The organism is Nostoc sp. PCC 9305 (genome assembly GCF_963920915.1).
In the GTDB taxonomy this organism is placed as follows: domain Bacteria; phylum Cyanobacteriota; class Cyanobacteriia; order Cyanobacteriales; family Nostocaceae; genus Nostoc.
In genome coordinates this window covers 47,473-69,479 of sequence record NZ_CAWUDN010000033.1, presented here as the reverse complement: position 1 = coordinate 69,479, position 22,007 = coordinate 47,473, and the positions used below count along the sequence as shown (strand labels likewise).

At 39.0% G+C, this 22,007-nt stretch carries 18 protein-coding genes and 1 pseudogene; 15 read left to right on the top strand and 4 right to left on the bottom strand.

Annotation, left to right across the window (positions count from 1 at the left end; genetic code table 11):
• The first annotated feature begins 192 nt into the window (after positions 1-192).
• The 6 genes and pseudogenes from ACM0OX_RS14735 to ACM0OX_RS14710 all read left to right on the top strand — a co-directional run bounded on the left by ACM0OX_RS14735 (position 193) and on the right by ACM0OX_RS14710 (position 11,213).
• A complete protein-coding gene (locus tag ACM0OX_RS14735) occupies positions 193-2,055 on the top strand; it encodes an NACHT domain-containing protein (protein ID WP_414515696.1) in 1,863 nt (620 codons plus the stop codon).
• A 404-nt stretch (positions 2,056-2,459) separates the two neighbouring features.
• Complete coding sequence (locus ACM0OX_RS14730; protein WP_414515694.1) at positions 2,460-3,179, top strand: conjugal transfer protein TrbI; 720 nt, start codon at positions 2,460-2,462, stop codon at positions 3,177-3,179.
• Positions 3,180-4,810: 1,631 nt separating this feature from the next.
• Positions 4,811-5,452 (top strand): annotated as a pseudogene (locus ACM0OX_RS14725) (S-layer homology domain-containing protein); the annotation flags it as partial.
• A 413-nt stretch (positions 5,453-5,865) separates the two neighbouring features.
• Positions 5,866-7,107, top strand: a complete 1,242-nt coding sequence (locus ACM0OX_RS14720; protein ID WP_414515692.1) for an S-layer homology domain-containing protein — start codon at positions 5,866-5,868, stop codon at positions 7,105-7,107.
• A gap of 641 nt (positions 7,108-7,748) precedes the next feature.
• Positions 7,749-8,483, top strand: a complete 735-nt coding sequence (locus ACM0OX_RS14715) for a hypothetical protein (protein ID WP_414515691.1) — start codon at positions 7,749-7,751, stop codon at positions 8,481-8,483.
• A 6-nt stretch (positions 8,484-8,489) separates the two neighbouring features.
• Positions 8,490-11,213 (top strand): protein kinase domain-containing protein, encoded by a 2,724-nt coding sequence (locus ACM0OX_RS14710; protein ID WP_414515689.1) that lies wholly within the window; start codon positions 8,490-8,492, stop codon positions 11,211-11,213.
• A 120-nt stretch (positions 11,214-11,333) separates the two neighbouring features.
• Here ACM0OX_RS14710 and ACM0OX_RS14705 read toward each other — a convergent pair whose 3' ends face one another.
• On the bottom strand, positions 11,334-12,689 hold the full coding sequence (locus ACM0OX_RS14705) for an ATP-binding protein (RefSeq protein ID WP_414515687.1): 1,356 nt from the start codon (positions 12,687-12,689) through the stop codon (positions 11,334-11,336).
• A 286-nt stretch (positions 12,690-12,975) separates the two neighbouring features.
• Between ACM0OX_RS14705 and ACM0OX_RS14700 the strand changes: the two genes are divergently transcribed.
• Positions 12,976-13,293 carry a DUF3155 domain-containing protein gene (locus ACM0OX_RS14700; protein WP_041566316.1) on the top strand — a complete coding sequence of 106 codons (318 nt, stop codon included), beginning with the start codon at positions 12,976-12,978 and terminating at the stop codon, positions 13,291-13,293.
• Between the two features lie 451 nt (positions 13,294-13,744).
• Here the strand turns inward: ACM0OX_RS14700 and ACM0OX_RS14695 are convergent, their stop codons facing one another.
• Both ACM0OX_RS14695 and ACM0OX_RS14690 read right to left on the bottom strand, forming a co-directional pair.
• The gene (locus ACM0OX_RS14695) at positions 13,745-14,275 is read right to left on the bottom strand and encodes a cofactor assembly of complex C subunit B (protein WP_289798054.1); all 531 of its coding nucleotides are present in this window, start codon (positions 14,273-14,275) and stop codon (positions 13,745-13,747) included.
• 52 nt (positions 14,276-14,327) lie between these two features.
• Positions 14,328-14,675: a PadR family transcriptional regulator gene (locus ACM0OX_RS14690; protein ID WP_334719820.1), complete on the bottom strand. Its 348-nt coding sequence runs from the start codon at positions 14,673-14,675 to the stop codon at positions 14,328-14,330.
• Between the two features lie 666 nt (positions 14,676-15,341).
• Here ACM0OX_RS14690 and ACM0OX_RS14685 point away from each other — a divergent pair.
• From ACM0OX_RS14685 to rpsN, 6 genes are all read left to right on the top strand, one after another.
• Positions 15,342-15,920 carry a DUF3611 family protein gene (locus ACM0OX_RS14685; protein ID WP_335056752.1) on the top strand — a complete coding sequence of 193 codons (579 nt, stop codon included), beginning with the start codon at positions 15,342-15,344 and terminating at the stop codon, positions 15,918-15,920.
• A 233-nt stretch (positions 15,921-16,153) separates the two neighbouring features.
• Entirely contained in the window at positions 16,154-16,354 is a 201-nt protein-coding gene (locus ACM0OX_RS14680; RefSeq protein ID WP_289798052.1) for a hypothetical protein, read from the top strand.
• 153 nt (positions 16,355-16,507) lie between these two features.
• Positions 16,508-17,788 (top strand): serine--tRNA ligase, encoded by a 1,281-nt coding sequence (gene serS / locus ACM0OX_RS14675; RefSeq protein ID WP_414515685.1) that lies wholly within the window; start codon positions 16,508-16,510, stop codon positions 17,786-17,788.
• A 116-nt stretch (positions 17,789-17,904) separates the two neighbouring features.
• Positions 17,905-19,005, top strand: a complete 1,101-nt coding sequence (gene rseP, locus ACM0OX_RS14670) for an RIP metalloprotease RseP (protein WP_414515683.1) — start codon at positions 17,905-17,907, stop codon at positions 19,003-19,005.
• Positions 18,981-19,670: an endonuclease III gene (gene nth, locus ACM0OX_RS14665; RefSeq protein WP_414515681.1), complete on the top strand. Its 690-nt coding sequence runs from the start codon at positions 18,981-18,983 to the stop codon at positions 19,668-19,670. Before rseP ends, nth begins: the two co-directional genes overlap by 25 nt.
• Before the next feature lie 256 nt (positions 19,671-19,926).
• Positions 19,927-20,229 (top strand): 30S ribosomal protein S14, encoded by a 303-nt coding sequence (gene rpsN / locus ACM0OX_RS14660; protein WP_012410383.1) that lies wholly within the window; start codon positions 19,927-19,929, stop codon positions 20,227-20,229.
• Between the two features lie 71 nt (positions 20,230-20,300).
• Here the strand turns inward: rpsN and ACM0OX_RS14655 are convergent, their stop codons facing one another.
• The gene (locus ACM0OX_RS14655) at positions 20,301-20,630 is read right to left on the bottom strand and encodes a hypothetical protein (protein ID WP_012410384.1); all 330 of its coding nucleotides are present in this window, start codon (positions 20,628-20,630) and stop codon (positions 20,301-20,303) included.
• Between the two features lie 102 nt (positions 20,631-20,732).
• Between ACM0OX_RS14655 and aat the strand changes: the two genes are divergently transcribed.
• Complete coding sequence (gene aat / locus ACM0OX_RS14650; protein ID WP_414515678.1) at positions 20,733-21,308, top strand: leucyl/phenylalanyl-tRNA--protein transferase; 576 nt, start codon at positions 20,733-20,735, stop codon at positions 21,306-21,308.
• 40 nt (positions 21,309-21,348) lie between these two features.
• Entirely contained in the window at positions 21,349-21,969 is a 621-nt protein-coding gene (locus ACM0OX_RS14645) for a hypothetical protein (protein ID WP_414515677.1), read from the top strand.
• Positions 21,970-22,007 lie beyond the last annotated feature (38 nt).

Sequence of the window (22,007 nt, the reverse complement as noted above, 5' to 3'; positions counted from 1 at the left end):
TCTTACTTAATTTGTCAAGCTCACCCTATACCAAATTAGATGAGCTTACCCTGCTTGAATGACATTTACACTAGCGTCAATATATTAGAGAAAATCACTGGACAGCGACGGTTAGGAATTGATGAATTATTAGAACAGTCTAGCAGCCAGGATTTTGACCTCTTTGGACTTAACAGAATTACTGAAAAACGAGTGCCAGGACTGCAAGCGGTTGAGAAACATTCCAAGCTGATGATTTTGGGTAAACCAGGAGCAGGTAAAACCACATTTTTGAAGTATTTAGCAATTCAGTGTATAAAAGGTGAGTTTCAAGCTGAACGTGTGCCAATTTTCATTATTTTAAAAGGCTTTGCCGAAGCTACAAACAAACCTGGATTACTCGAATACATCACTTACATCACTGAAAAGGCGATAAATCCTATCTCTTCTATCCAAAATGTACTAACCTATGGCAAAGCATTAGTTTTACTTGATGGGTTGGATGAGGTGAGAGAAGAGGATAGCGATCGCATCTTAAACGAGATTGTTCAGTTTTCTGAACGATTTTATGAGAATAAGTTTGTTATGACCTGCCGTATTGCAGCACGTGAATATACATTTCAAAAGTTCACAGAAGTGGAAGTTGCTGATTTCGATAATAAACAAATTGCTACCTTTGCAACCAACTGGTTTAAGGGGAAAGCTGTCAAAGCAGAGAGTTTTATTCAAGGATTAAAAGATAATAAGCCAATTCAAGAACTTGCAACCAACCCCCTATTACTAACCCTTTTATGTTTGGTATTTGAAGAATCTGGGGATTTTCCGGCAAATCGTTCTGAGTTGTACAAAGAAGGGCTAGATGTACTGCTAAAAAAATGGGATGCTAAACGCGGTATTCAACGCGATCAAATTTACAAAAAGTTATCAGTCCAACGTAAGGAAGATTTACTCAGCAAAATTGCCTTGAATACATTTGAACGGGGAGACTATTTCTTTAAGCAGAACAAAGCAGAGCAATACATTATAGAATATATTCGCAATTTAGCTAATGTCGATATTGACCCAGAAATATTACAACTAGACAGTGAAAGAGTTTTGAAATCAATTGAATACCAACATGGGTTATTGATAGAACGGGCAAAAGGGATTTACTCATTTTCTCATTTGACATTTCATGAGTATTTTACGGCTAGGGAATTTATTATTGGGAGACAGTCATCAGTGGAAGCTTTCCAAAATCTAGTCAGTCACATAACTGAGAAGCGCTGGCAAGAAGTATTGTTGTTAGCAGTAGGAATGTCATCAAGTGCAGATTATTTATTAAAATTTATGAAACATCAAATTGATGCAATTATCGCTGATGATAATAATTTGCAGCAGTTTTTGATGTGGGTAGCTACAAAATCTACTTCTGTACAAGTTAATTATACACCAGTAATAGTTCGCTCATTTTATTTTTTTTGCAGTACTTGTGATAGCCTTCCTTTAAGGGTTAATATTTTCAATACTAGCTTTAATGTTGATTTTAATAGCACTATAAGTATGGTAAATGATGCTATTGTAAGTCATCTAGAAAGCCTTGTGAATGTCATCAGACATGAGATTAATTTTTTTACTGAACATGATCTTATATTTGATTGTGTTCTTGATTACTTTCTAAATGTAAATCTTAAGCAAATAGGTCTTATAAAAACTGTTTATACTGTTGCCTGCTTCCTTTCTCGTATTCGTGGGCTTGAACGTGATTGTGAGTTACAGCGCTTATTGCAAGAACTCCAAGAGCAAATGCCTGATCAAGATAGAGACAAAAAAAAATTTGACAAATGGTGTCAATCTAATAGTCAAGCTTGGATTAAGCAATTAAGAGAGGTAATGATTAAGTATCGCAATATTGGTTATGATTGGCAGTTTAGCCAACACCAGAAGGATTTACTAAAGCAGTATTATGATGCCAACAAATTACTATTAGATTGTCTAAATAGCGATTGTTATGTCAGCCGGGAAGTGCGACAGCAAATAGAAGATACTTTGCTATTACCGATCGCAGAGATTAAACAGCGCCAGCAGCAATCTTAAATACACACATAACGGATAGTGAATCATTCGTTAAGAAAGCGAAAATATTTCTCCAGTCCTAGCAAATTAATCTAGAATAAAAGTAAGAGTTCGCAGTCAGCCTATTCGCCTCTATTCAATGGCTTAAAATATGTGGACATAAGTAATAAAACAGCATTCTGGAACAAAATAATACTCATTTTGCGTCTTAATGAGTGTCTCGCTTCTAATTTTAGTAACGCACATTAGCACGATACAAATTCTGAACAGCGATGTCTACAACGGTCTACGCCTGCGCGATCGCACAGACTTCCCATCATAATAATTACTTATATACGCCCATAGACAGGTTGCAAAACAGTCAGAAACAAACTCAGTGAATCCTCGTCATTAAATACATCACATACACAAAGGATAACCCTCTTATGACACGCTTACATCAATGGAAATCTGGTACTGTTGCACTTATGGCAATGGCCGTTACTACAAGCGTCATTAGCCCCCTATTCAGCTTGGCTCCTGCTAATGCTCAATACAACATTGGGCAAAACAGAAATGGGCAATACGGAAACGTTACCATTCCTTCTGGAGTTGCTCTTCCTGTCACCTACGAAAAAGAGACAATTACTATTGCTCCTGGGGAAAGTAAATCTCTAACCTTGAGAATAGCGAACGACATTATCGACAGAAATAGAAATGTCTTAATTCCTGCTGGTACTAAAATAAATGGACGGCTAGAATCTGTTGACTTAGATAGTTATTCCAGAGATACAAGAGATGAGGATAACCAAGGAAAAGGCGTAAGATTTGTCGCTCAAGAATTAGAATTTTCTAACGGTCAGCGTCAGTCGATTAATGCAACTTCTCGGACATACACCACAACTCAAAGAGTTTCACAGAAGCCCAACACAACTCAGGTTTTAACTGACGCAGCTATTGGTGGGGGTGCTGGTCTTTTAGGTTCATTAATTACTGGTAATCGCAAAATTGACGATTTAAAACCTGTTATTGGTGCGGCTGCGGGTGCGGGTGCTAGCGTGCTGTTGCGTAAAAAAGAAGGAAATGCCTTTGTCCTCAGACCTGCACAGGATTTAAAGCTCACTCTGAATTCTAACTTGAATTTAGTACCACAATCCCGCTACTAAATTTAACTTCATTCCAGTTGTGAATTTAATCATTCCTTGTATGCGATCGCCACTTTAACTAGAGTGTGCGATCGCCTTTATTTTTAACCCTAAAAACTTCTATTGAACAGCAACTATTCCACCTCTATATCGTCTTAATCAATATCAATCTTTATTGAAATACTTATTTAAAAGTTGGCTCTATTCTATTCTGTATCTAAAAGAGTATTCAAAATTATGGAATATCCTGATACTTTTATTAAATAGTAGCGATCGAGGAGCTTCTTCTTGTGGTAATTCAAGGTTTAAATTTAAGCACATATCTTGCAATTCCCGTAGTATTAAGTCTTTTGGTTCCGGGAGACAATATAAAAGTATCTTCAGTTGAAAACGTCCGTCAGGTATCCACTAACAAGGAAGTGAGCCTATCTAGCCGTGAGCTCATTAGTGCGAATTCAACACCGAAAACATACTATGTTAGTGGTAGTGGAAACGACAATAATAGCGGACTTTCTACTTCATCCGCCTTTAAAACAATTCAAAAGGCAGCAGACCTTACCAACCCTGGCGATACAGTATTGATAATGAATGGAGTATACACAAATACAGACAAAGCTGGGAGTGTAGTAAATATTAAACGTTCTGGAACTGCAAATGCATGGATTAGGTATAAAGCATATCCTGGGCATTTCCCAAAAATTCAGCACAATACATGGAATGGTATCACGATTTCAAATAAAGCTTCATATATCGAGATCAACGGGCTAGAGGTTGTAGGAAACAATGCCAATATAACCCTTGATTACGCGATGAGTGAGAAGACTAACAAACAAAACCCACTGACAAATGGAAACTGCATCAGTGTGGACGGACGAACCAATGGTCATGTTCATCATATCCGTATTTTGAACAACAAAGTGCATGACTGTGGAGGAGCAGGTATTTCAGCGATTCAAGCAGACTATGTGACGATAGATAATAATGTGGTATTTAATAATGCCTGGTACAGCGTTTATGGTTGCAGTGGCATTTCCATGTTGAATAATTGGAATTCTGACAACAACCAGGGATACAAGATGTTTGTTACCAACAACAAGACCTACAACAATCGTATGTACATCCCTTGGATTGCAGTTGGAAAGATCACAGACGGAAATGGCATTATTATCGATAGTACAAGAAATCAAGACACCTCAAAATTGGGTGCATATAAAGGACGTACTTTAGTTAAAAACAATCTTGCATTTAATAATGGTGGTTCAGGGATTCATGCATTTTTAAGCGACCATGTTGATATTGTAAATAATACAGCTTTTTTGAATAATCAGAGTCCAGAACTTAATGGTGGACAAATATTTGCTCATACTTCATCCGATGTCAGAATTCTCAGGAACATTCTCTATGCTTTTCCTGGAAAAAATATTAACAATAACACTAAAAATGAAAACGTTGTTTATGATTACAATATCTATCTCAATAGTTCTAAGATAAGTGTCAAGGGGCCTCACGATATTGTTGCAGACTCACAGTTTTTAAGTAAGCATCCCACTCTCGAAAAAATCTCTGACGATTGGAAATCAGAATTAGATAAACAAAATCCGCCAACGCGGATATCTATAGAGGCTAAGTCAGCAGATTTTGTTTGCGATCCAGTGAATTATCCTTTGCAAGATAAACTCATCCAAGTGGGATGCTCCCCGCTATCTTTAGCTCAAACTGCTTTTTCTGATGTTTCATCTAACTATTGGGCAGCACAATTTATTCAACAATTATCTCAGCAAGGTGTAATCGCCGGATTTCCTGATGGTAGCTTCCGCCCAGAAGAACCAGTGACACGCGCTCAATTTGCCGCAATGGTTGACAAAGCTTTCCAAAAAGCCCAACAACGGCAGGCAATTAATTTTGCTGATGTACCCAGCAACTATTGGGCATCCAGTGCGATTCAGCAAGCTTATACTATTGGTTTCTTATCAGGATATCCTGGTAATCGCTTTGAACCTAATCAAGCTATCCCCCGCGAACAGGTTTTGGTTTCCCTCGCTAACGGTCTGAAATATAGTCCCAGTGGCAATACCGAAAGCACTTTGAAATACTTCAACGATGCCCCTAACATCGCTAGCTATGCCCGTAGCCCGATCGCAGCTGCAACCCAAAAGCAAATTGTGGTGAACTATCCGAATGTAAAGTTACTCAATCCAACTGCAACAGCCACTCGCGCCCAGGTAGCAGCTTTTATCTACCAAGCATTGGTTAGTTCTAATCAAGCCTCAGCAATTAACTCGCCTTATGTTGTCTTAAGACTTAGCAATTAACTCGTCCTATACAATGGTTGTCGGGTCTACTACTTCAACACATGTATCAGTCACAATTCTAATCTGATTTAGATAGTCATTTAATAGGCGATCGCCACTTTAACTAGAGTGTGCGATCGCCTTCACTTTTAACCATAAAATTTTCTATTTAACAGCAACTATTCTTTCTCTACATCGTCTCACTCAGTATCTATATCTTTGAAAATTTGCTAATAGGTAATAGTGTGATTACATTACTTTTATTAGCTAGTTCGTTTGGCATAGATTTTTTAATGGTGACTGCATGACTAAAGTAATGGTTTTTACAAAAAGCAAAAAAATTAGGAACCTTGTACTTTAGTAAATGTCTAACTAATTAACAGTAAAAAAAATAATAGGACTGGAGTAAAAAAATAATGTTTAACTTAAATCGTTGGCAATCTAGAACAGCTGCACTCATGGCTTTGAGCGTTACAGTCGGTACTGTAGCACCTTTCATTACAGCTTCACCATCTTTAGCTCAAACGACTTTTTCTGATGTTTCATCTAACTATTGGGCGGCACAATTTATTCAACAATTATCTCAGCGAGGTGTAATTGCCGGATTTCCTGATGGTAGTTTTCGCCCAGAAGAACCGGTGACACGCGCTCAATTTGCCGCGATGGTCAACAAAGCTTTTCAGAAAGCACAGCAACGTCAGCCAATCAGTTTTGCTGATGTACCTAGCAACTATTGGGCATCCAGTGCGATTCAGCAAGCTTATACCATTGGTTTCTTATCAGGATATCCTGGAAATCGCTTTGAGCCTAATCAAGCTATTCCCCGCGAACAGGTTTTGGTTGCCCTCGCTAACGGTTTGGAATATAGTCCCAGTGGCAATACCGAAAGCACTCTGCAATACTTCAACGATGCCTCTAACATCGCTAGCTATGCCCGTAGCCCGATCGCCGCAGCAACCCAAAAGCAAATTGTGGTGAACTATCCGAATGTGAACTTCCTGAATCCAACTGCAACCGCCACTCGCGCCCAGGTAGCAGCTTTTATCTACCAAGCATTAGTTAGTTCTAATCAAGCCTCAGCAATTAACTCACCTTATGTTGTGGCTGTCGGATCTACTAATCCAACACCTACATCAGTGACAATTGCTCAAGGGACTGCTATTCCTGTCAAGTATGACAAGGCAGAAAAAATTCTCGTTACAAAGGATGAAACATCACCCTTGACATTGACAGTATCCCAAAATGTGGTGACGCAAGACGGAGCTGTAGTGATTCCTGCTGGTAGTCAAGTTGTTGGTCAACTCAAACCTGCTACGGGTGGTTCTCAATTCGTTGCTGAGAAACTGGTTTTGACCAGTGGTCAAGAGTATCAGCTGAACGCTACTTCTGACGTTATTACCAAAACTGAAACCGTCAAGAAGGGTACTAGTCTTGGTTCAATTATCAAGAATACTGTATTGGGCGCAGGTGCGGCAACTGCGGTATCTGCTGTCACAGGCGATCGCGCCATTGCCACAGAAGAAGTCTTGGGTGGTGCTGGTATCGGTGCGTTGGTTGGTCTGTTCTTCGGTAAGAATAGTGTTGACTTAATCGCTATCGACCCAAATACCGATTTACAAATGACCATCAATCAAAACTTGTTGGTTTCACTCAGATAGTTATTAATGCAAAGTTATAACTTACAATCTGTTCGCATAGATTAGACTTCTCCGAAAACCCTTGTAGAGACGTAGCAGTGCTACGGCTCTACAAGGGTTTTAGCTAACGAATAATAATTTCTGGAGATGTCGAATATATTTTGTAAATTTGGGATACTCTTAAAATTTTTTCCTCTCCAGGGTAAGCACATCATAACTTGTAACTCGACTTTAGCCCTCTTTTATATATCTGATGAGAGAAAAATAAGATGCCGATCTTGAATCTTTTTAAAAGGTTTGATCGGCAAAACTAAAAAATCTTCATTTGGAAGCAAGCACACAGAAACAAGGTTCTAAATATTCTCTAATGAGAGTAATAAAAGAGCGTCAATCTAAAGTCGAATTGTAAGATTAGTGTAAGTGCTGTATATTGTAAGTATGTAGTACTCACGCTATTTTTTGACTAAACTTACCATTTTTATAAAATTGCTAAAACTTAGTTTCAGCAGTAATTTTGCGATATTCTCATTGATGAGAGTCATATAGCGCTCCAGAGGTAAGACAAGACTAATTTTTCTAGGATTTATTAAAAATAATTTTAATGTTGGTACTTTTGCTCAAACGTGCAAATTAATTAGGTGTAGAGAAAGGAGATAATGCTTATGAATCAAGATTTATTAGATATTATTAAATTACTTCAAGGATTTATCCCTAAACTTACAGGTATCGAAAATCTGAATCTAAAACTGGCAGAAAATATCAATACGTCTATTAATTTTAATTTCGTTATAATAGGTAATAAAAATAAGCCTTTAGCTATAATTACTCCCAGAGATTCTACAAATAAAAACTTAGAAAATTCGTTAGATAATATAAATGAATCCATTGCTTTTCTTCCAAATAATACGCCAGAAAAACGAAGAGCAGAGCCAGGAAGCAACATCAAATTCAATATTAAAAATGTCCCTTTCAGTAGTGGATTACATTTAATTATTAATCAAAAAAGTTGGTGGGATAAAAAAGGAAACCCAGAAGACAAATCAGTGCTAATTGACAATATTAAATTAATTCCCATACAGGAAAATGAGTTGGCATTGATTAAAACAATCGAAAATGCAGAACAATTTGGATTATGTCTTAATAAAAACGGGGTTATAGAGTTAGAATTTCCAAGAAATAGTTACAAACGATTGATAGATATAAATAATTTATCATCAGAGTTATCGGAAACCTTTCAATTTACAGAGTATAAAGTCGGCGAAATTATAAAGCTGGAAGCAATTCCTGACTTAGTATTCTCAGTAGAGAAAAATATAGTAAAAAAAACAATCTTAATTGAATATAAACCCAAAACCTCTCGTAAAGAATATTTTCTCTTTATTTTAGCTCAGGAGTAAATTACTATGTCCTTAGAAAAAGAAGATAGCCTTAAACAAGAAGCTGACAAATATTCATTTAAAACCTTAGGGGGTAACAGCCAAAATTTTTATTTGACATTAGATGAAAAAGGGCAACCTATTAAACTTGGTGATGGCACTTTTGGTATAGTATTTGCAGTCCATGATAGTAATCAAGAAGATAGATTTGCTGTTAAACTTCTTTATGCTCATAAGATCGATCAGTCACGTTTTGACAATGAAATTAAATCAACACAAGAAATTACACGAGCCAAGGGAGAGAGAAAGATTTTTGGTGTTATCAGGACAGTCGGTTGGACTGATTCATTTCAAGAGTCAAATGTATATAAGACACTAAAGGCATTTTTTGAACCATTAAGAATCTCAAACTATGCTTTAGTAACTGAGAAGTATGATGCAACACTGAAAGACATTTTGGAAAGAGACGGTAAACAAAATACAGAAGAGGAAAAATCTCAATACTCTACTGCTGGGAAGCTTACAGGATATGAGATTCTTCGACAGATGACCTTTGAAGATCGTATAGCTAACATACTTCCATATTTAAAAGATATTGCTCAAGGTCTTGTAACTCTTCATAAAGCTGGTCTGTTACACCTCGATATGAAACCTGCAAATATTTTCGTAAACGAAGAGGGTTCTGAGGTTAAAGCTGTGATTGGCGACCTTGGTTTTCTGTTACCAAAAAGAGATCCAATAACTACATCTTTGCCAATAGCTAGTGCAGAGCTACCTCTTGGAACACGTCACTACCGTTCACCTGAACAAAAAGACTATTTTGATATTTGTGATGCAGATATTCAAGTGGATAGCGAAAACCATAAAGTTGAGCTTATTAGTACCGATCCTAAACTTCGTGATTCAATTATTGGAAATAACGATTTTGTCGTTTTTAGTAAAAATAAAGAACAGTATGAAATTGAGTCAATATCTATTGATGAAAACTCATCAATCCGCATTTTTCTTAATGTGAATAATGATGTTATTAAAAATATTAATAACGATCGTAAAACACAGATTTTATTGTATAAACGGCAAGGAATACAAACCGATCTATTTGGTTTGGGAGCGATTTTCTTTGACCTACTTACTTGTGGAGAATCGCCAGAGCGTTTTTATGATAATATTCGAGTAATTTATGACAAAAACGAGAAAAAAGTTGATGAGATAATGGAAGACTATGAGAAGGTTTTTAGTCTTCAATCTAGCGAACCAAGTTTAGTTCAGGTATTTGAGCCTTTTAAGCTTCATAAAAATTCAACAACATATGCTCCTCGCGAAATTGTTGAGATTATTTTAAAGTGCATACTTTACAAAGCAGGAAATACTTTTTATACCCTTAGCGATGACAGTTCTGATAAAATAGCTGTGCAGCTTGTGCTTGATAAAATACTGGAATTGGAGCAGAGTAAAAATTTTGAATTTAGAAGAACAAATAATAGTCTTTATCGCCGCAATTGGGAAAAGGAAAATAATTCACCTACTCCAAGTTTTTTAGAAACACTTAAAGAACTACAGAACTTGGATAAGGATAAATTACCTGCTCGTTTTGTAAGAGGATTTTGGTATTTGGATAAAATATCTGAATTAGTTAATCGCTCTGTGCAATCTTCATCCTCGCAGAATTCATTCTCATTTAGTGAGTTACATCCTACAAACTTGGTTATTAGAGAGACAAATGGTGAACCAGAAAATCTAACTATAAGGTTTCAGGCATACAAGACGGAAGAGTATTATAAGAAAGATTTAAGAAGTGACTCTGTATATACAAAAATTACTCGTGATATGGGAAATCCCTTTGTTCCAAATTATTTAGCATTTCTGCGTCGGAAAATTAAAATTAAAGAATTAGAGAATCAAAAATATGAATATCAATTTTTAGATTCGTCTTCTTACAGAAATAATATTGAAAAGGGAGATTGGATTATAATAAAGCCTCAAAATAATACTACAAATGTATTGTTGCAAGTTGAATTTTCTGAAGGCTCTAATTTAACTTATAAACACGTCTCGTTTCAGGAAGACAATAAAGATGAAGTATCAAAAATTATAAATAATATTACTAATAGTGAGATAGTAAGGGAAGTTGTCTACTACCAAAATATCGAACCTTCTGTTTATTATTTAAACATGATAGGAATTTATATATACAATATATTTTTCGTAGGTATTGAAAACAATACTTACAGTAAACCAGGAATAAATGATATAATTAATAGTCTTTTGACTATGAATAATTCTTTTAAGAACAAGAAGATAAATATAATAGAACCATATAATAGTGAACAAAAAAAGAATTTTTTTGATAACATTGGTTTGAGCAAACAACCAAAAAATGCAAAAACGTCTAAAATTAAAGAAATTCTTGAAAGAGTTGCTTCTATCTATCTAAAATTGACTATTCATGAAAGTGATAATTCCTATTATAATAGTCGCAAAGAAGATAAAGAGCGAATTACTTTACTTCTTGAGGATCTTGAGAAACTCAAGCGTAATATTACTGATTTTATCAATACCAATGACATCCAAACTGTCCTTCTTAGATCATATCTTAGTGATGAGTTGCTTGAAAAAATACCAACACTGTCTACATTAATAAATAATAGCCAGATAGGTGTATCTCTAGAGTTTGATAAGTTAACTTCTTCGCTGGTTGAAGTACAGTCAGGTAATATGACAATACGCTTGGATGATATGCTAACTCTTTAAATGCTAACTATCATGTGAATAAATACTTAGCTATTTGATTGTTAAAAATAATAATCTGAGATTAGGATTTTTAGCAGCGTTAAAAGTTAAAGAAAAACGGGATCACCCGTTTTGAAGAGACTAACTTTTAGTTTCAGGCAACCAAATAATAAATGTAGTTCCCGGTGCATTGGGTGAAGTGAATTTAGAGTTGATTGCAGGGCTGAAAACCTCGATTTCGCCCTGCATTTGCTCTATTAATTGTTTAGCGATCGCTAACCCCAAACCTGTGCCGGGGATTTCTGTTTGCGCTTGTACTCCACGATAATGCCGTTCTCCAAGGTGTTCTAAATCTTGGGGTGGAATGCCAGGCCCGTTATCACTAATGAATATTCCCTGAAAATTAGCTTTTTCTTGTCCCGCCTGAATCAAAATTTTGCCACCAGTAGGAGTGTATTTCAAAGCATTATCAATAATGTTAGTTAACACCTCTCGTAATGCTTTGACGTTGGCACGTACTAAGGATGAATTCTGTTTAATTTCAGTTATTAGTTTTAGGTTTCGCTCTTGGGCGATCGCTTTGGCTGATATTAATAATGGTTCTAATATATCTGCTAGGGAGCAGTCAACTGCTTTATCTCCCGTTCCCGGTAATAATAGCGGCGGTTTAGCGTCTTTTTGGATAGTTGCTTCTACAAATACTTCATCTTCCGGTAGATGTAGTGGTGCTAAATCTGCCTCTGTCAAGTCAATTACTTGCTCAAATTGTTGCAGTAATTCTTGAAGGCGATCGCTTTCTCGGACAATACTATTTGCCACATCCCGGTTAGCGTCTGCTGGTCGTAGTCGTTTCAATAGCAGTTTGCCAAAAGTCCGTAACGCCGTTAATGGGTTACGAAACTGATGCAACAGGTTATCCAGCAAATCCCGCTGTTTTTCTTGAAGAATTTGTTGCTCGCGCAACTGTTGCTCAAACCATGCTCGCCGCTGATCTAAAATACAAGCGATCGCTAATGTTTGAGCTATCCGTTGAATTTGATTTTGCTCGTGTTCATTCCATGCCCGATCTTTCCTGCGTGTCACTAGTAACCCCATCATCACACCCTCATAAATCAGAGGTAAAACAATTTGGTTGCCACTAAGTAGGTATTCCTCTTTGAGATCGGGTTGAGACGCATCTGGTATCTCAGACTCCCGTGACGAAGTTGGAGATTCTGAACCTGCTGTCAATAACCTTCCCTGATGATTGGGTAATATAAACGCATTTCCAACTTGAAGTTGCTTGTATGCCGTCGCTTCAATAGTTTCCTCTCCTGGCGGCAATAATGCTGTTTCCGGGTAAATCACCACAGGAATCAGTTTGGCATCGCCAGAAGGAGTATCTACCAATTCTTGTGTTAGGTACACAATACTTAAAGTTGCTCCCAGCCCTTGGGTTAGTAGCGCTATTTGCTCTCGACATAGAGCAAGAAAATCGGAACTGGCAGACATTAACATTTTTTAGCTCTTGCTCAAGATTATAGATTTTGAGGCATGATGTAAGAGAGGATACTTAATTTTTACCTCACTCATTTAATAAAGCTTAACTAAAATTTTCTTAGAGATGGTTTCTACTAGGGGATTATATTCTTAGGTGATTTTATTTTCTCGATGTTTCAAAGATATTAACTTTCTTATATTAAAAGGTTAAAAACTATTGATATTCTGAACTAGAACCTATATAATGACGACGGATTTTGTAGCTATCACTACAATCTATAGCTTGAAAGAGGAGGACAATAGATTGGCAAGGAGACGCAAAAGGAAGAGTCGTCGTCGTCAGGAAGGACGGCGCATTTTGGAACACGTGCCTCAATATAGCATCGAAAGTGGCGAAGAAAAGCCTGTAACAGCAGCTAGAAGATTCATTCAAGCTGAAGGAATTTTGCCACCAGCGTTGCTACTTGTAAAGCGAAATGAACACACTACAGATCGTTATTTCTGGGCAGAAAAGGGACTGTTTGGTGCTCAATACGTAGAGGAAAACCATTTCTTGTTTCCTAGTTTGAGGGTGTTAGAACCTTCACCAGGTCAAGAACCTCTTGCTTTAGCTAGTCGGTGAACCATAGATGGTCATCTTGGGCATTGAATGTGGCTCCTGACTATTATTAACTGGCAAAATTGCTAAGTTTATGCAAAATTTAATTTTTTTTTAGTTTGTAGCTGATTTGCCAGTAAATCTAGTCCAGGTAGTTGGAAAGTGAACCTGTTTCAAACCACGCTAGATTGCATGGGTTGATACTAATTTGATGATGCAGAAGGGAGTGGGTATAGAGCCAAGCGCGTCTAAAAGGAAGAGTGAAGTTGCGCTCTTATGCCGTAGATGGTTAAAGTTTGCTCTGTCAATGAATTTAAGTTAATGAATTTAAATTTTTTCCCCACGACCAAAATCGTGGGGAAAACTGACAAAGCAGTAGTCTTGATTTTCTCCTGACTACTTTCCATTGCCTGCATAGTAGGTTAGGTCAGAAGTCTGCATATCATAGTTAAGAGATGGTCGCAAAAATCAAAAATTATTTCCCAGGCTTAAGCTGTAGAGTCCTCTGCAACTCACTGAGTTCATCTCGATGGGCGACTACAGTGATCTTACTTGAGGAGGTTTGTTCGCTCTGAGTTGTTTCTACTTTGAGCGACACCTTCTCAAGTCTTCCAGATTTTTTCCAATAAAATAGACCACTTAAAGGCGACAGTAGTACCATCGCCAGAACAAGGGTACTGAGGCTAGGAAAAAGCAGGTATGTAACCAGAGATAGACAAACAATCCCAGTCGCTGCCAGTAAAGTTAGAAATATAGCTAAGAACCAGCTGGGACGAACATTACCTTCAAAAATTACCTGATTTTGTTCACGGTCTACCGCTGCCACTCGGTAAGACCGCGATCGAAAGTACTCTTTTAATTGAGACATTAAAACAGCTTCATCTTGCTCAGATACCAGTTGTGCTATTTCTATGCGGTCTTTAGTCGAGGCACGAATAAAGAAAAACAGCCCAACCGATAACAACAAGGTTAGCAGGAACGTAGATGGCAGAATAGCAGTATCCATAACTAATTGTTAGTGTTTGACTGGAGGAGACTTATTCATTATCAATGATTCGTTACTTTTTCCTCCCGTTGATGTAGTCAAGCCATTGAAAAGCTAAATCCTGAGCTTGAACTTGCCATTCGGGAGAAACTTGGTACATCCGCCTGGGGCGCCCCCGTCCTTCGAGTTTCTTCCAATATCCAGTGATTGCCCTTTGGTCTTCCAGAAATTTGATTGCACTGTAAAGTACGGTATCTGAAAGCCGATAGACGGGATACTCAGTTTCTAATTGCTCGATCAACTCGGTTCCGTAGGATTCACCTTGTAATAAAACAGACAGTATGTAACAGACTGCTAGTTCCTGACAAAGGTAAGTTGGCGGAGGATTTTCAAAAAATTGATATATATCCTCAAGTTTCATGGTTAGTGAATGGCTAAAAAAAATGCCTTAGGGTGAATTCTATAATCCTTGTAGTCAGTATACAGTGCTACTACTACGTGAGTAATACATATAAAGCTACTTAGACTAGATATCCATTGCGTAAACATCAAACAATTACCCACGCCTGTGAAGTTGTGGGTCGAGTTTGCGAGTTTTAAGGGCACAAAACAATGTACCCCCACTCAAGCTCGATACGGTGTGGTGAGGAGCGAACAGACAGTGAGAGAGTCACTATCTTGGTGTTAACTGATGCCGAGCTGCTTAGAACTGCTTAAGCAATAAAATGCCATCGAAGAAATTTTACAGGTAAAATGCTGTTTTGTCTGTAAAACTTAATAAACACTTTTTTTTACAGTGATTTTCCCAATGCAAATTCTAAAAGCTTAAGCTAAGGGATATATCTGGGATCAACTGCTATGTCAGTGGACACACTTAAGCAGTAACCATTTCTGATTTCCTCGATCGCAGAATTTCTTGTCTTATTTGGCAAGTGTGATAGTAAATTTATCAAAGAAGGCGCTAAACACTAGGGGAAAGAAGACAGGAGAGGGGAGACGTAGGGAAAGAACTCTCCGTGTCCTCGCATCCCTTCGTCCTCTTGTTCTCGCCTTCTTTTATCAAGCACCCAGCATATTAGCGATCGCTATGTCACAAACTCCCGATGCCCCATCATCTTCCTCAACTCTCAGGGCAATTGCCCAAACTTTTCGCCTTACAGGTTGGATTAGCTTCTGGATTCAGCTAGTACTAGGCGTTGTTTCTAGCATAATTGTGCTGTTGTTCGCCGTCTTTAATCAAAAAACTGGCAGTCCTAGTAATAATCCTGGGACTGGCTTTGGTGTATTTTTAGCAATTTGTGGACTGGTTGTTTTGGGTGGAGGCATTTATTTAGCTTACCGTTACACGAGAATTGGCAAGCAATTGGAATCCTCCAATCCCAGTAACCGCCCTCGCAAAAGCGAGACTGTGCAAGTATTACGCTTAGGGGTGTGGGTGAATTTAGGAGGAACGCTAGTGACTCTTTTGGGGGCGCAGGCGATCGTTGGCACACTGGTAGCGCGATCCATATCTCCACAAGCGATAACTACCCAATTTTTTGACCCTACCCGAATTATTAGTGGTCTAGATATGCTTGTAGTACAGGCAAACACCAACACCGTCTCAGCCCACTTTGCAGGGCTGGTGGCGTCACTTTGGTTACTCAATCGCATTAACCGACCTTAGAAAAGGGAGTCGGAAGAAAAGGTAATAGTCAAAAATCAGCAATTCTTTTGACTTCTTTTCTCCTCTTTTCAGAGGTTGTATGGGAATAATTCAAATATGTTGATTGTACTTTTCCGAAATTATTAAATTACAGTGTGAAGACTAATACCAGTTACTTAATATTAGCACCCATCTAAAGAGTGATATTAGAACCATTATCAGGGTGAATTAATTTTTATTGGAGGTCTTACACTATGAAAAAATTAGAAATCTGGAAGTTTGGTATACAAGTACTTTTTAGCACATTGATGATTGGATTATGTAGTTCCCTAATCTTTATGGAACGCGCTAATAGCCAAAACCAGGCAGTGTATTGGAGTGGTTTATCAGGTGTACTTGCCTACTGGCTACCCTCACCTGCAAACACTCAGGAGTCTAGAAAATCAGAAGATTAATACTAAATTTTGGGTTTTAAATTTTTCTAGACCTGCCAATCCTGCCAGGGCTAGAAAAATTTAAATGGTTGCTTTTCTGCTCATACGAAGCCAAAATCAGTATATGCTGATGTGTTGGCAGGTAGATAATAGGCTAAAAACTGAGAAAAATCTGTGCTGGATATCAAGCAAATACGGGAAAATCCGCAATTAGTTCAAGAACGATTGAATAGTCGTAGTGGTAAATACGACATCGAACCGATATTACTGTTAGATCGGCAACAACGGGAACTTGAGGGGACGCGTAGTCAACTCCAAGCCCGGAGCAACGAAATTGGTAAAATAGTCGGACAGAAGATTAAATCTGGGATTAATCCTCAAGACCCAGAAATTCAAGCTTTGCGGGATGAAGGTAACTCTGTCAAAGCGACATTGAGTCAACTGGAACCCCAAGAAAAAGACCTCAAAGCTGAAATTGCTCAACTTGTGTTGGCACTTCCCAACTTGCCAAGCGACTCTACACCCCTTGGAAAGAATGAGGAAGATAACGTAGAAGTGCGGCGTTGGGGTGATGAGTACATTCCCCAAAATCCGAATATTCTGCCTCACTGGGAAATTGGCGAAAAGCTGGGTATTCTCAATGTTGAACGAGCTGTAAAAGTTGCCCAAAGTCGCTTTGTGACATTGATAGGCGCTGGTGCAGCATTGGAGAGGGCATTAATTCAATTTATGCTCAGTCTCCATACTCAAGCTGGGTATGTGGAGGTCAGTCCGCCTCTGTTAGTGAATACCGAGTCTTTGACGGCGACCGGTCAGTTACCCAAGTTTGCGGAAGAAAGCTTTAAATGCGCTGATGACGACTTGTGGTTGATTCCGACAGCTGAGGTTCCAGTTACAAATCTCTATCGGGGTGAAATTCTCGCTGCTGAAGATTTGCCTATTTACCACTGTGCCTTTACTCCCTGTTTTCGCCGTGAAGCTGGTAGTTATGGGCGCGATATGCGGGGATTAATTCGCCTCCATCAATTTAACAAGGTGGAAATGGTGAAGTTTGTCGAACCCAGTACGTCTTTTGATGAACTGGAGAAATTGGTAGGGAATGCAGAAGCAATTTTACAGGCGTTGCGGTTGCCTTACCGAGTAGTAAATTTAAGTACTGGAGATTTGGGATTTGCCTCTACCAAAACTTATGATTTAGAGGTTTGGTTGCCCTCTTCTGGCAAATACCGCGAAATTTCTAGCTGTTCCAATACTATAGATTTCCAGGCGCGACGGGCTGATATTCGCTTCAAAGAGGCGGGTAAGAAAGGTACTCAGTTCGTACATACCCTCAATGGTTCGGGTTTGGCGGTGGGAAGGACGATGGCAGCAATTTTGGAAAATTATCAACAATCTGATGGGACGGTGAAGATACCAGAAGTATTGCAACCTTACTTGGGGCGTGAAGTTTTGTAATTTGTCATTAGTCATTTGTCCTTTGTTATTTACCAATGACCAATGACTAATACCCAATACCCAATGCCCAATTAGAATGGAGATAACTATAGCTTAATATCTTCACAATTTACTCTATGTCAGTTTTAGCAGCGATCGCAGTCTTGGCTGTTTTGATCTTGGTACACGAGTTGGGGCATTTTGTTGCAGCACGTTCTCAAGGCATTCTCGTTAACCGTTTTTCTTTGGGTTTTGGCCCAGTTCTTTTAAAGTACCAAGGTTCACAAACCGAATATGCTGTCCGCGCCTTTCCCTTGGGCGGTTTTGTGGGCTTTCCCGATGATGACCCCGATAGCGATGTTCCACCCAATGACCCGAATTTGCTGCGTAATCGTCCAGTTTTAGACCGGGCGATAGTTATCAGTGCCGGAGTGATCGCAAATTTAATATTTGCCTACTTGGTGTTGGCTCTACAATTGGGTATTGTCGGCATTCCTAAGGAATTAACCTATCAAGCTGGTGTCGTTGTACAGCCTGTTAATCAAGAATCTGTTGCTTATCAAGCAGGAATTCGGGAAGGAGATATTATTCTGGCTGTTAACGGTCAAGAACTCCCGGCTTCTGAGAAATCAACTCCTTTGCTGACAAAAGAAATTCAAACTCATCCCAATCAGCAAATCGAACTGAAAATTCTGCGGGAAAACCAGCAACAAACCCTGAAATTAACGCCCAAACTGGGAGCCGATGGCAAAGGTGTAGTTGGTGTGGCACTTAGTCCAAATGCTACAGCAATTTATCGCCGTCCTAATAGTCCTTTTGAAATTTTCGGTCTTGCTGCTAATAGATTTCAACAATTATTTGTTGGGACACTCAGCGGTTTTGGTCAGTTGATTACCAATTTTCAACAAACTGCTGGACAAGTTTCTGGGCCAGTTAATATTGTCAAAATCGGTGCAAAATTAGCTGAGGACAATAGCGTAAACTTGTTGTCTTTTGCGGCAATTATCAGCATTAACTTGGCTATTATCAACATTTTGCCTTTACCAGCTTTGGATGGCGGACAACTCGCTTTTCTGCTGATTGAAGGTTTACGCGGTAAGCCTGTACCCGCCCGGATTCAAGAAGGTGTAATGCAAACTGGTTTGGTGTTACTCTTAGGGTTAGGAATTTTTCTGATCGTCAAAGAAACCAGCCAATTAACTAGCCAATTGGAGTGGGTACAAAAATTGTTCCAGTGAGCATTACCCGCAAATCGTTATCTAAAAAGCAACGGGCGATAGAAGTTTTAGCTCGTCTGAAGCGTCTTTATCCAGATGCTACTTGCTCTTTGAACTACTCAACACCAGTACAATTATTGGTGGCAACTATTCTCTCCGCTCAATGTACTGATGAGCGAGTGAATAAGGTAACACCAGCTTTATTTGGTAAGTTTCCTGATGCTGAGAGTTTAGCGATCGCTGACTTGGTAGAATTAGAAAGTTTGGTGCGTTCCACAGGGTTTTATCACAACAAAGCCAAGAACATTCAAGCCGCCTGTCGGATGATTGTAAATGAGTTTAACTCTGTTGTCCCCAACCAGATGGAGCAATTATTAAAGCTTCCAGGTGTGGCGCGCAAGACAGCAAATGTAGTCTTGGCTCATGCTTATGGCATTAATGCTGGCGTGACAGTAGATACTCACGTCAAGCGCCTCAGCGGACGTTTGGGTTTAACTGAAGCAAAAGACCCCGTTCGGATTGAGCAAGATTTAATGGGTTTATTGCCGCAGCCTGATTGGGAAAATTGGTCAATTCGGCTGATTTATCACGGTCGTGCTATTTGTAAAGCCCGCTCTCCCGTCTGCGTTGCTTGTGAGCTTGCCGATTTATGTCCTGCTGCAAATAAGCCAGTAGTTGTAGGGTAAACGACCAAATAATTACTAATTCGTAATTCGTAATTCGTAATTGAAGAAAGTAAAGAGCAAGCACTGCAATCTTTAATTTCAGTGGTCAACAATCAGTGGAGGGTTCGGAGCAAGCACTGATTGCAACTACGAATTACGTTAGCGTAGCGGGGCGAAGCCCATTATCAATTACGAATTATGTTGACACAAGTAATCCCAGAATTGATGGAGAGACTGTAGAATGGAAAACGGTGTCTTTAAATAAGTTAGAGAATATATGGCTAAAAAGAGCATGATTGAGCGCGAGAAAAAGCGCACCAGGTTGATAGAAAAGTATGCTGACAAGCGGGAAGCTCTCTTAGAAGAGTTCAGAAGTGCAGCATCTCCTTTGGATAAGCTAGAAATCCACCGGAAGATTCAACAGCTACCCCGGAATAGTGCGCCCACCCGCCACCGCAATCGTTGCTGGTTGACTGGTCGTTCTAGAGGTGTTTACCGCGATTTTGGGTTGTCTCGGAACGTACTGCGAGAATGGGCGCATGAAGGTCTTTTACCTGGGGTTGTTAAGTCTAGTTGGTAAAAAGTTATGAGTTATGAGTGATGAGTTATTAATTGAGACAAACCTAACTCCTAACTTCTAACTCCTAACTGTTATTGACCACAACACTTATCAATTCCCAGACTTTCTAAGAGTAGATCGCTGACGGCGTTGGCGATCGCAAACTCTCCGTAGAAGCTATTGGAAAAATCATAGGACTGCATCTCTGTAACAATGGCAATTACTAGAGAACCAAGGTCATTTTCTCCTTCCATCCGTTGACGCACAAAAATCTGTGCGGCTCGTTGAGCAATATTTTGGTTGACTGCTTCGGGGATAAATTCTGTATCTAGCCACCGTTGTAAGCGTTCTCGTAACCATTCACCTTCGAGTAGAGGGTTTTCGGGCGGTGGTAGGGTGATGGGTGGTATTGGTTGAGTCATCTTTTTTAAACGCAGAGGGACGCGGAGGGAAACGCAGAGGAACGCTAAGGTTGATTTTTTAGCATCAAATTGCGTTTCTCTAGTGTTTTTTTATATTTATTTATGCAATATGATATCGCGGCTATTGTTGAGGGTTATGCACAAGGCTATTTTCTCATGGCTGATGAACGCGATCGCTTGAGTTGGTACGGAAGTCGCGATCGGACTTTTATTCCTTTGGATGAGCGGTTTCGTTACCCAAAGTCTTTGCAGCGCGTTTTGAATCAAGAGCGGTTTACTGTGGCGATTAATCGAGACTTCCAGGCTGTGGTGGCTGGCTGTGCTGATAGAGAGACAACTTGGATTTCACCAGAATTGGAAAAGATTTACTGGCTGCTTTATCAGAATGGTTACGCTTATAGTTTTGAAACTTGGCAGGGTGACGAATTAGCTGGGGGAATTTTAGGGATTGTGATTGGTGGGGCTTTTATTGGCGAGTCAATGTTTTACCGCATTCCCGAAGGCTCAAAGGTGGCGATGGTTAAGTTGGTGGAAAGATTGCGTCAGAGGAAATTTGTGTTTTTTGATGCCCAAATGATGAATCCCCATTTGGAAAGGTTTGGCGCTTATCGGGTTGAGGATAAAGAATATCAATCTTTACTTCAGCAAGCGTTGCAATGTGCTTGTAGCTTAGTATAAATAATGACAAAATTATTAGTATGAAAAAGTAGTTTGATTGATGGTTTCCATTGTTATCAAACATGGATGGTTTCATCAGATTCTTGGACAATGTGCCCAGTATGGTGGGTTTGTTTTTATTGCGCTATTGGGTGACTTGGGTAGCGAACTAGAAATCATCTCATATCGGAGGGTTGGAGAAGATCGAATATTTCCTCTTTCGGACTACATTGAGGGACAACCTCCAAGTATTTTACAGAGATGTCACGATCTATTTGGAGAATCAGTCAATGCAGTATGGGTACGAGCTAGAATTCCAGCCATATTTGGTTCTAATATTTTGATAAGCTTGTCTATTCCAGACTACAAATATGCACTCATAGAGCAAATGTTCGTGGCTTGTGAGCTAGGGTCAAATGGAGACTGGATAGCATACCCATTCATTTGCGAAGACTACAACCTTCGCGCTGGACTGCGTTTTTATCCAGACGATTCATCGACTGAGGTTTATGAACGTATTGCCAAGGCATTTTGGGAACTATTACTTCTTGAACCTAAACGTGTTTGTGCATTCCGCGATGGGTATCTACACTATAACGAGATGGATGACGAGGAATGGCATAATGTGGTATTCAAGCATGGTCGATTCAGCATTGAAATAATAGACCCTGCGTTATTTTAGAAGAAAAGCTGGATGCGATTGTAACTGATGTATTAATG

Coding starts and splice junctions, on each gene's coding strand:
- ACM0OX_RS14730 (WP_414515694.1), top strand. CDS start 2,460: ATGACACGCTTACATCAATGGAAATCTGGTACTGTTGCACTTATGGCA.
- ACM0OX_RS14695 (WP_289798054.1), bottom strand. CDS start 14,275: ATGGATACTGCTATTCTGCCATCTACGTTCCTGCTAACCTTGTTGTTA.
- ACM0OX_RS14685 (WP_335056752.1), top strand. CDS start 15,342: ATGTCACAAACTCCCGATGCCCCATCATCTTCCTCAACTCTCAGGGCA.
- rpsN (WP_012410383.1), top strand. CDS start 19,927: ATGGCTAAAAAGAGCATGATTGAGCGCGAGAAAAAGCGCACCAGGTTG.
- aat (WP_414515678.1), top strand. CDS start 20,733: ATGCAATATGATATCGCGGCTATTGTTGAGGGTTATGCACAAGGCTAT.
- ACM0OX_RS14645 (WP_414515677.1), top strand. CDS start 21,349: ATGGTTTCCATTGTTATCAAACATGGATGGTTTCATCAGATTCTTGGA.
- ACM0OX_RS14715 (WP_414515691.1), top strand. CDS start 7,749: ATGAATCAAGATTTATTAGATATTATTAAATTACTTCAAGGATTTATC.
- ACM0OX_RS14690 (WP_334719820.1), bottom strand. CDS start 14,675: ATGAAACTTGAGGATATATATCAATTTTTTGAAAATCCTCCGCCAACT.
- ACM0OX_RS14710 (WP_414515689.1), top strand. CDS start 8,490: ATGTCCTTAGAAAAAGAAGATAGCCTTAAACAAGAAGCTGACAAATAT.
- ACM0OX_RS14655 (WP_012410384.1), bottom strand. CDS start 20,630: ATGACTCAACCAATACCACCCATCACCCTACCACCGCCCGAAAACCCT.
- ACM0OX_RS14680 (WP_289798052.1), top strand. CDS start 16,154: ATGAAAAAATTAGAAATCTGGAAGTTTGGTATACAAGTACTTTTTAGC.
- rseP (WP_414515683.1), top strand. CDS start 17,905: ATGTCAGTTTTAGCAGCGATCGCAGTCTTGGCTGTTTTGATCTTGGTA.
- ACM0OX_RS14720 (WP_414515692.1), top strand. CDS start 5,866: ATGTTTAACTTAAATCGTTGGCAATCTAGAACAGCTGCACTCATGGCT.
- ACM0OX_RS14705 (WP_414515687.1), bottom strand. CDS start 12,689: ATGTTAATGTCTGCCAGTTCCGATTTTCTTGCTCTATGTCGAGAGCAA.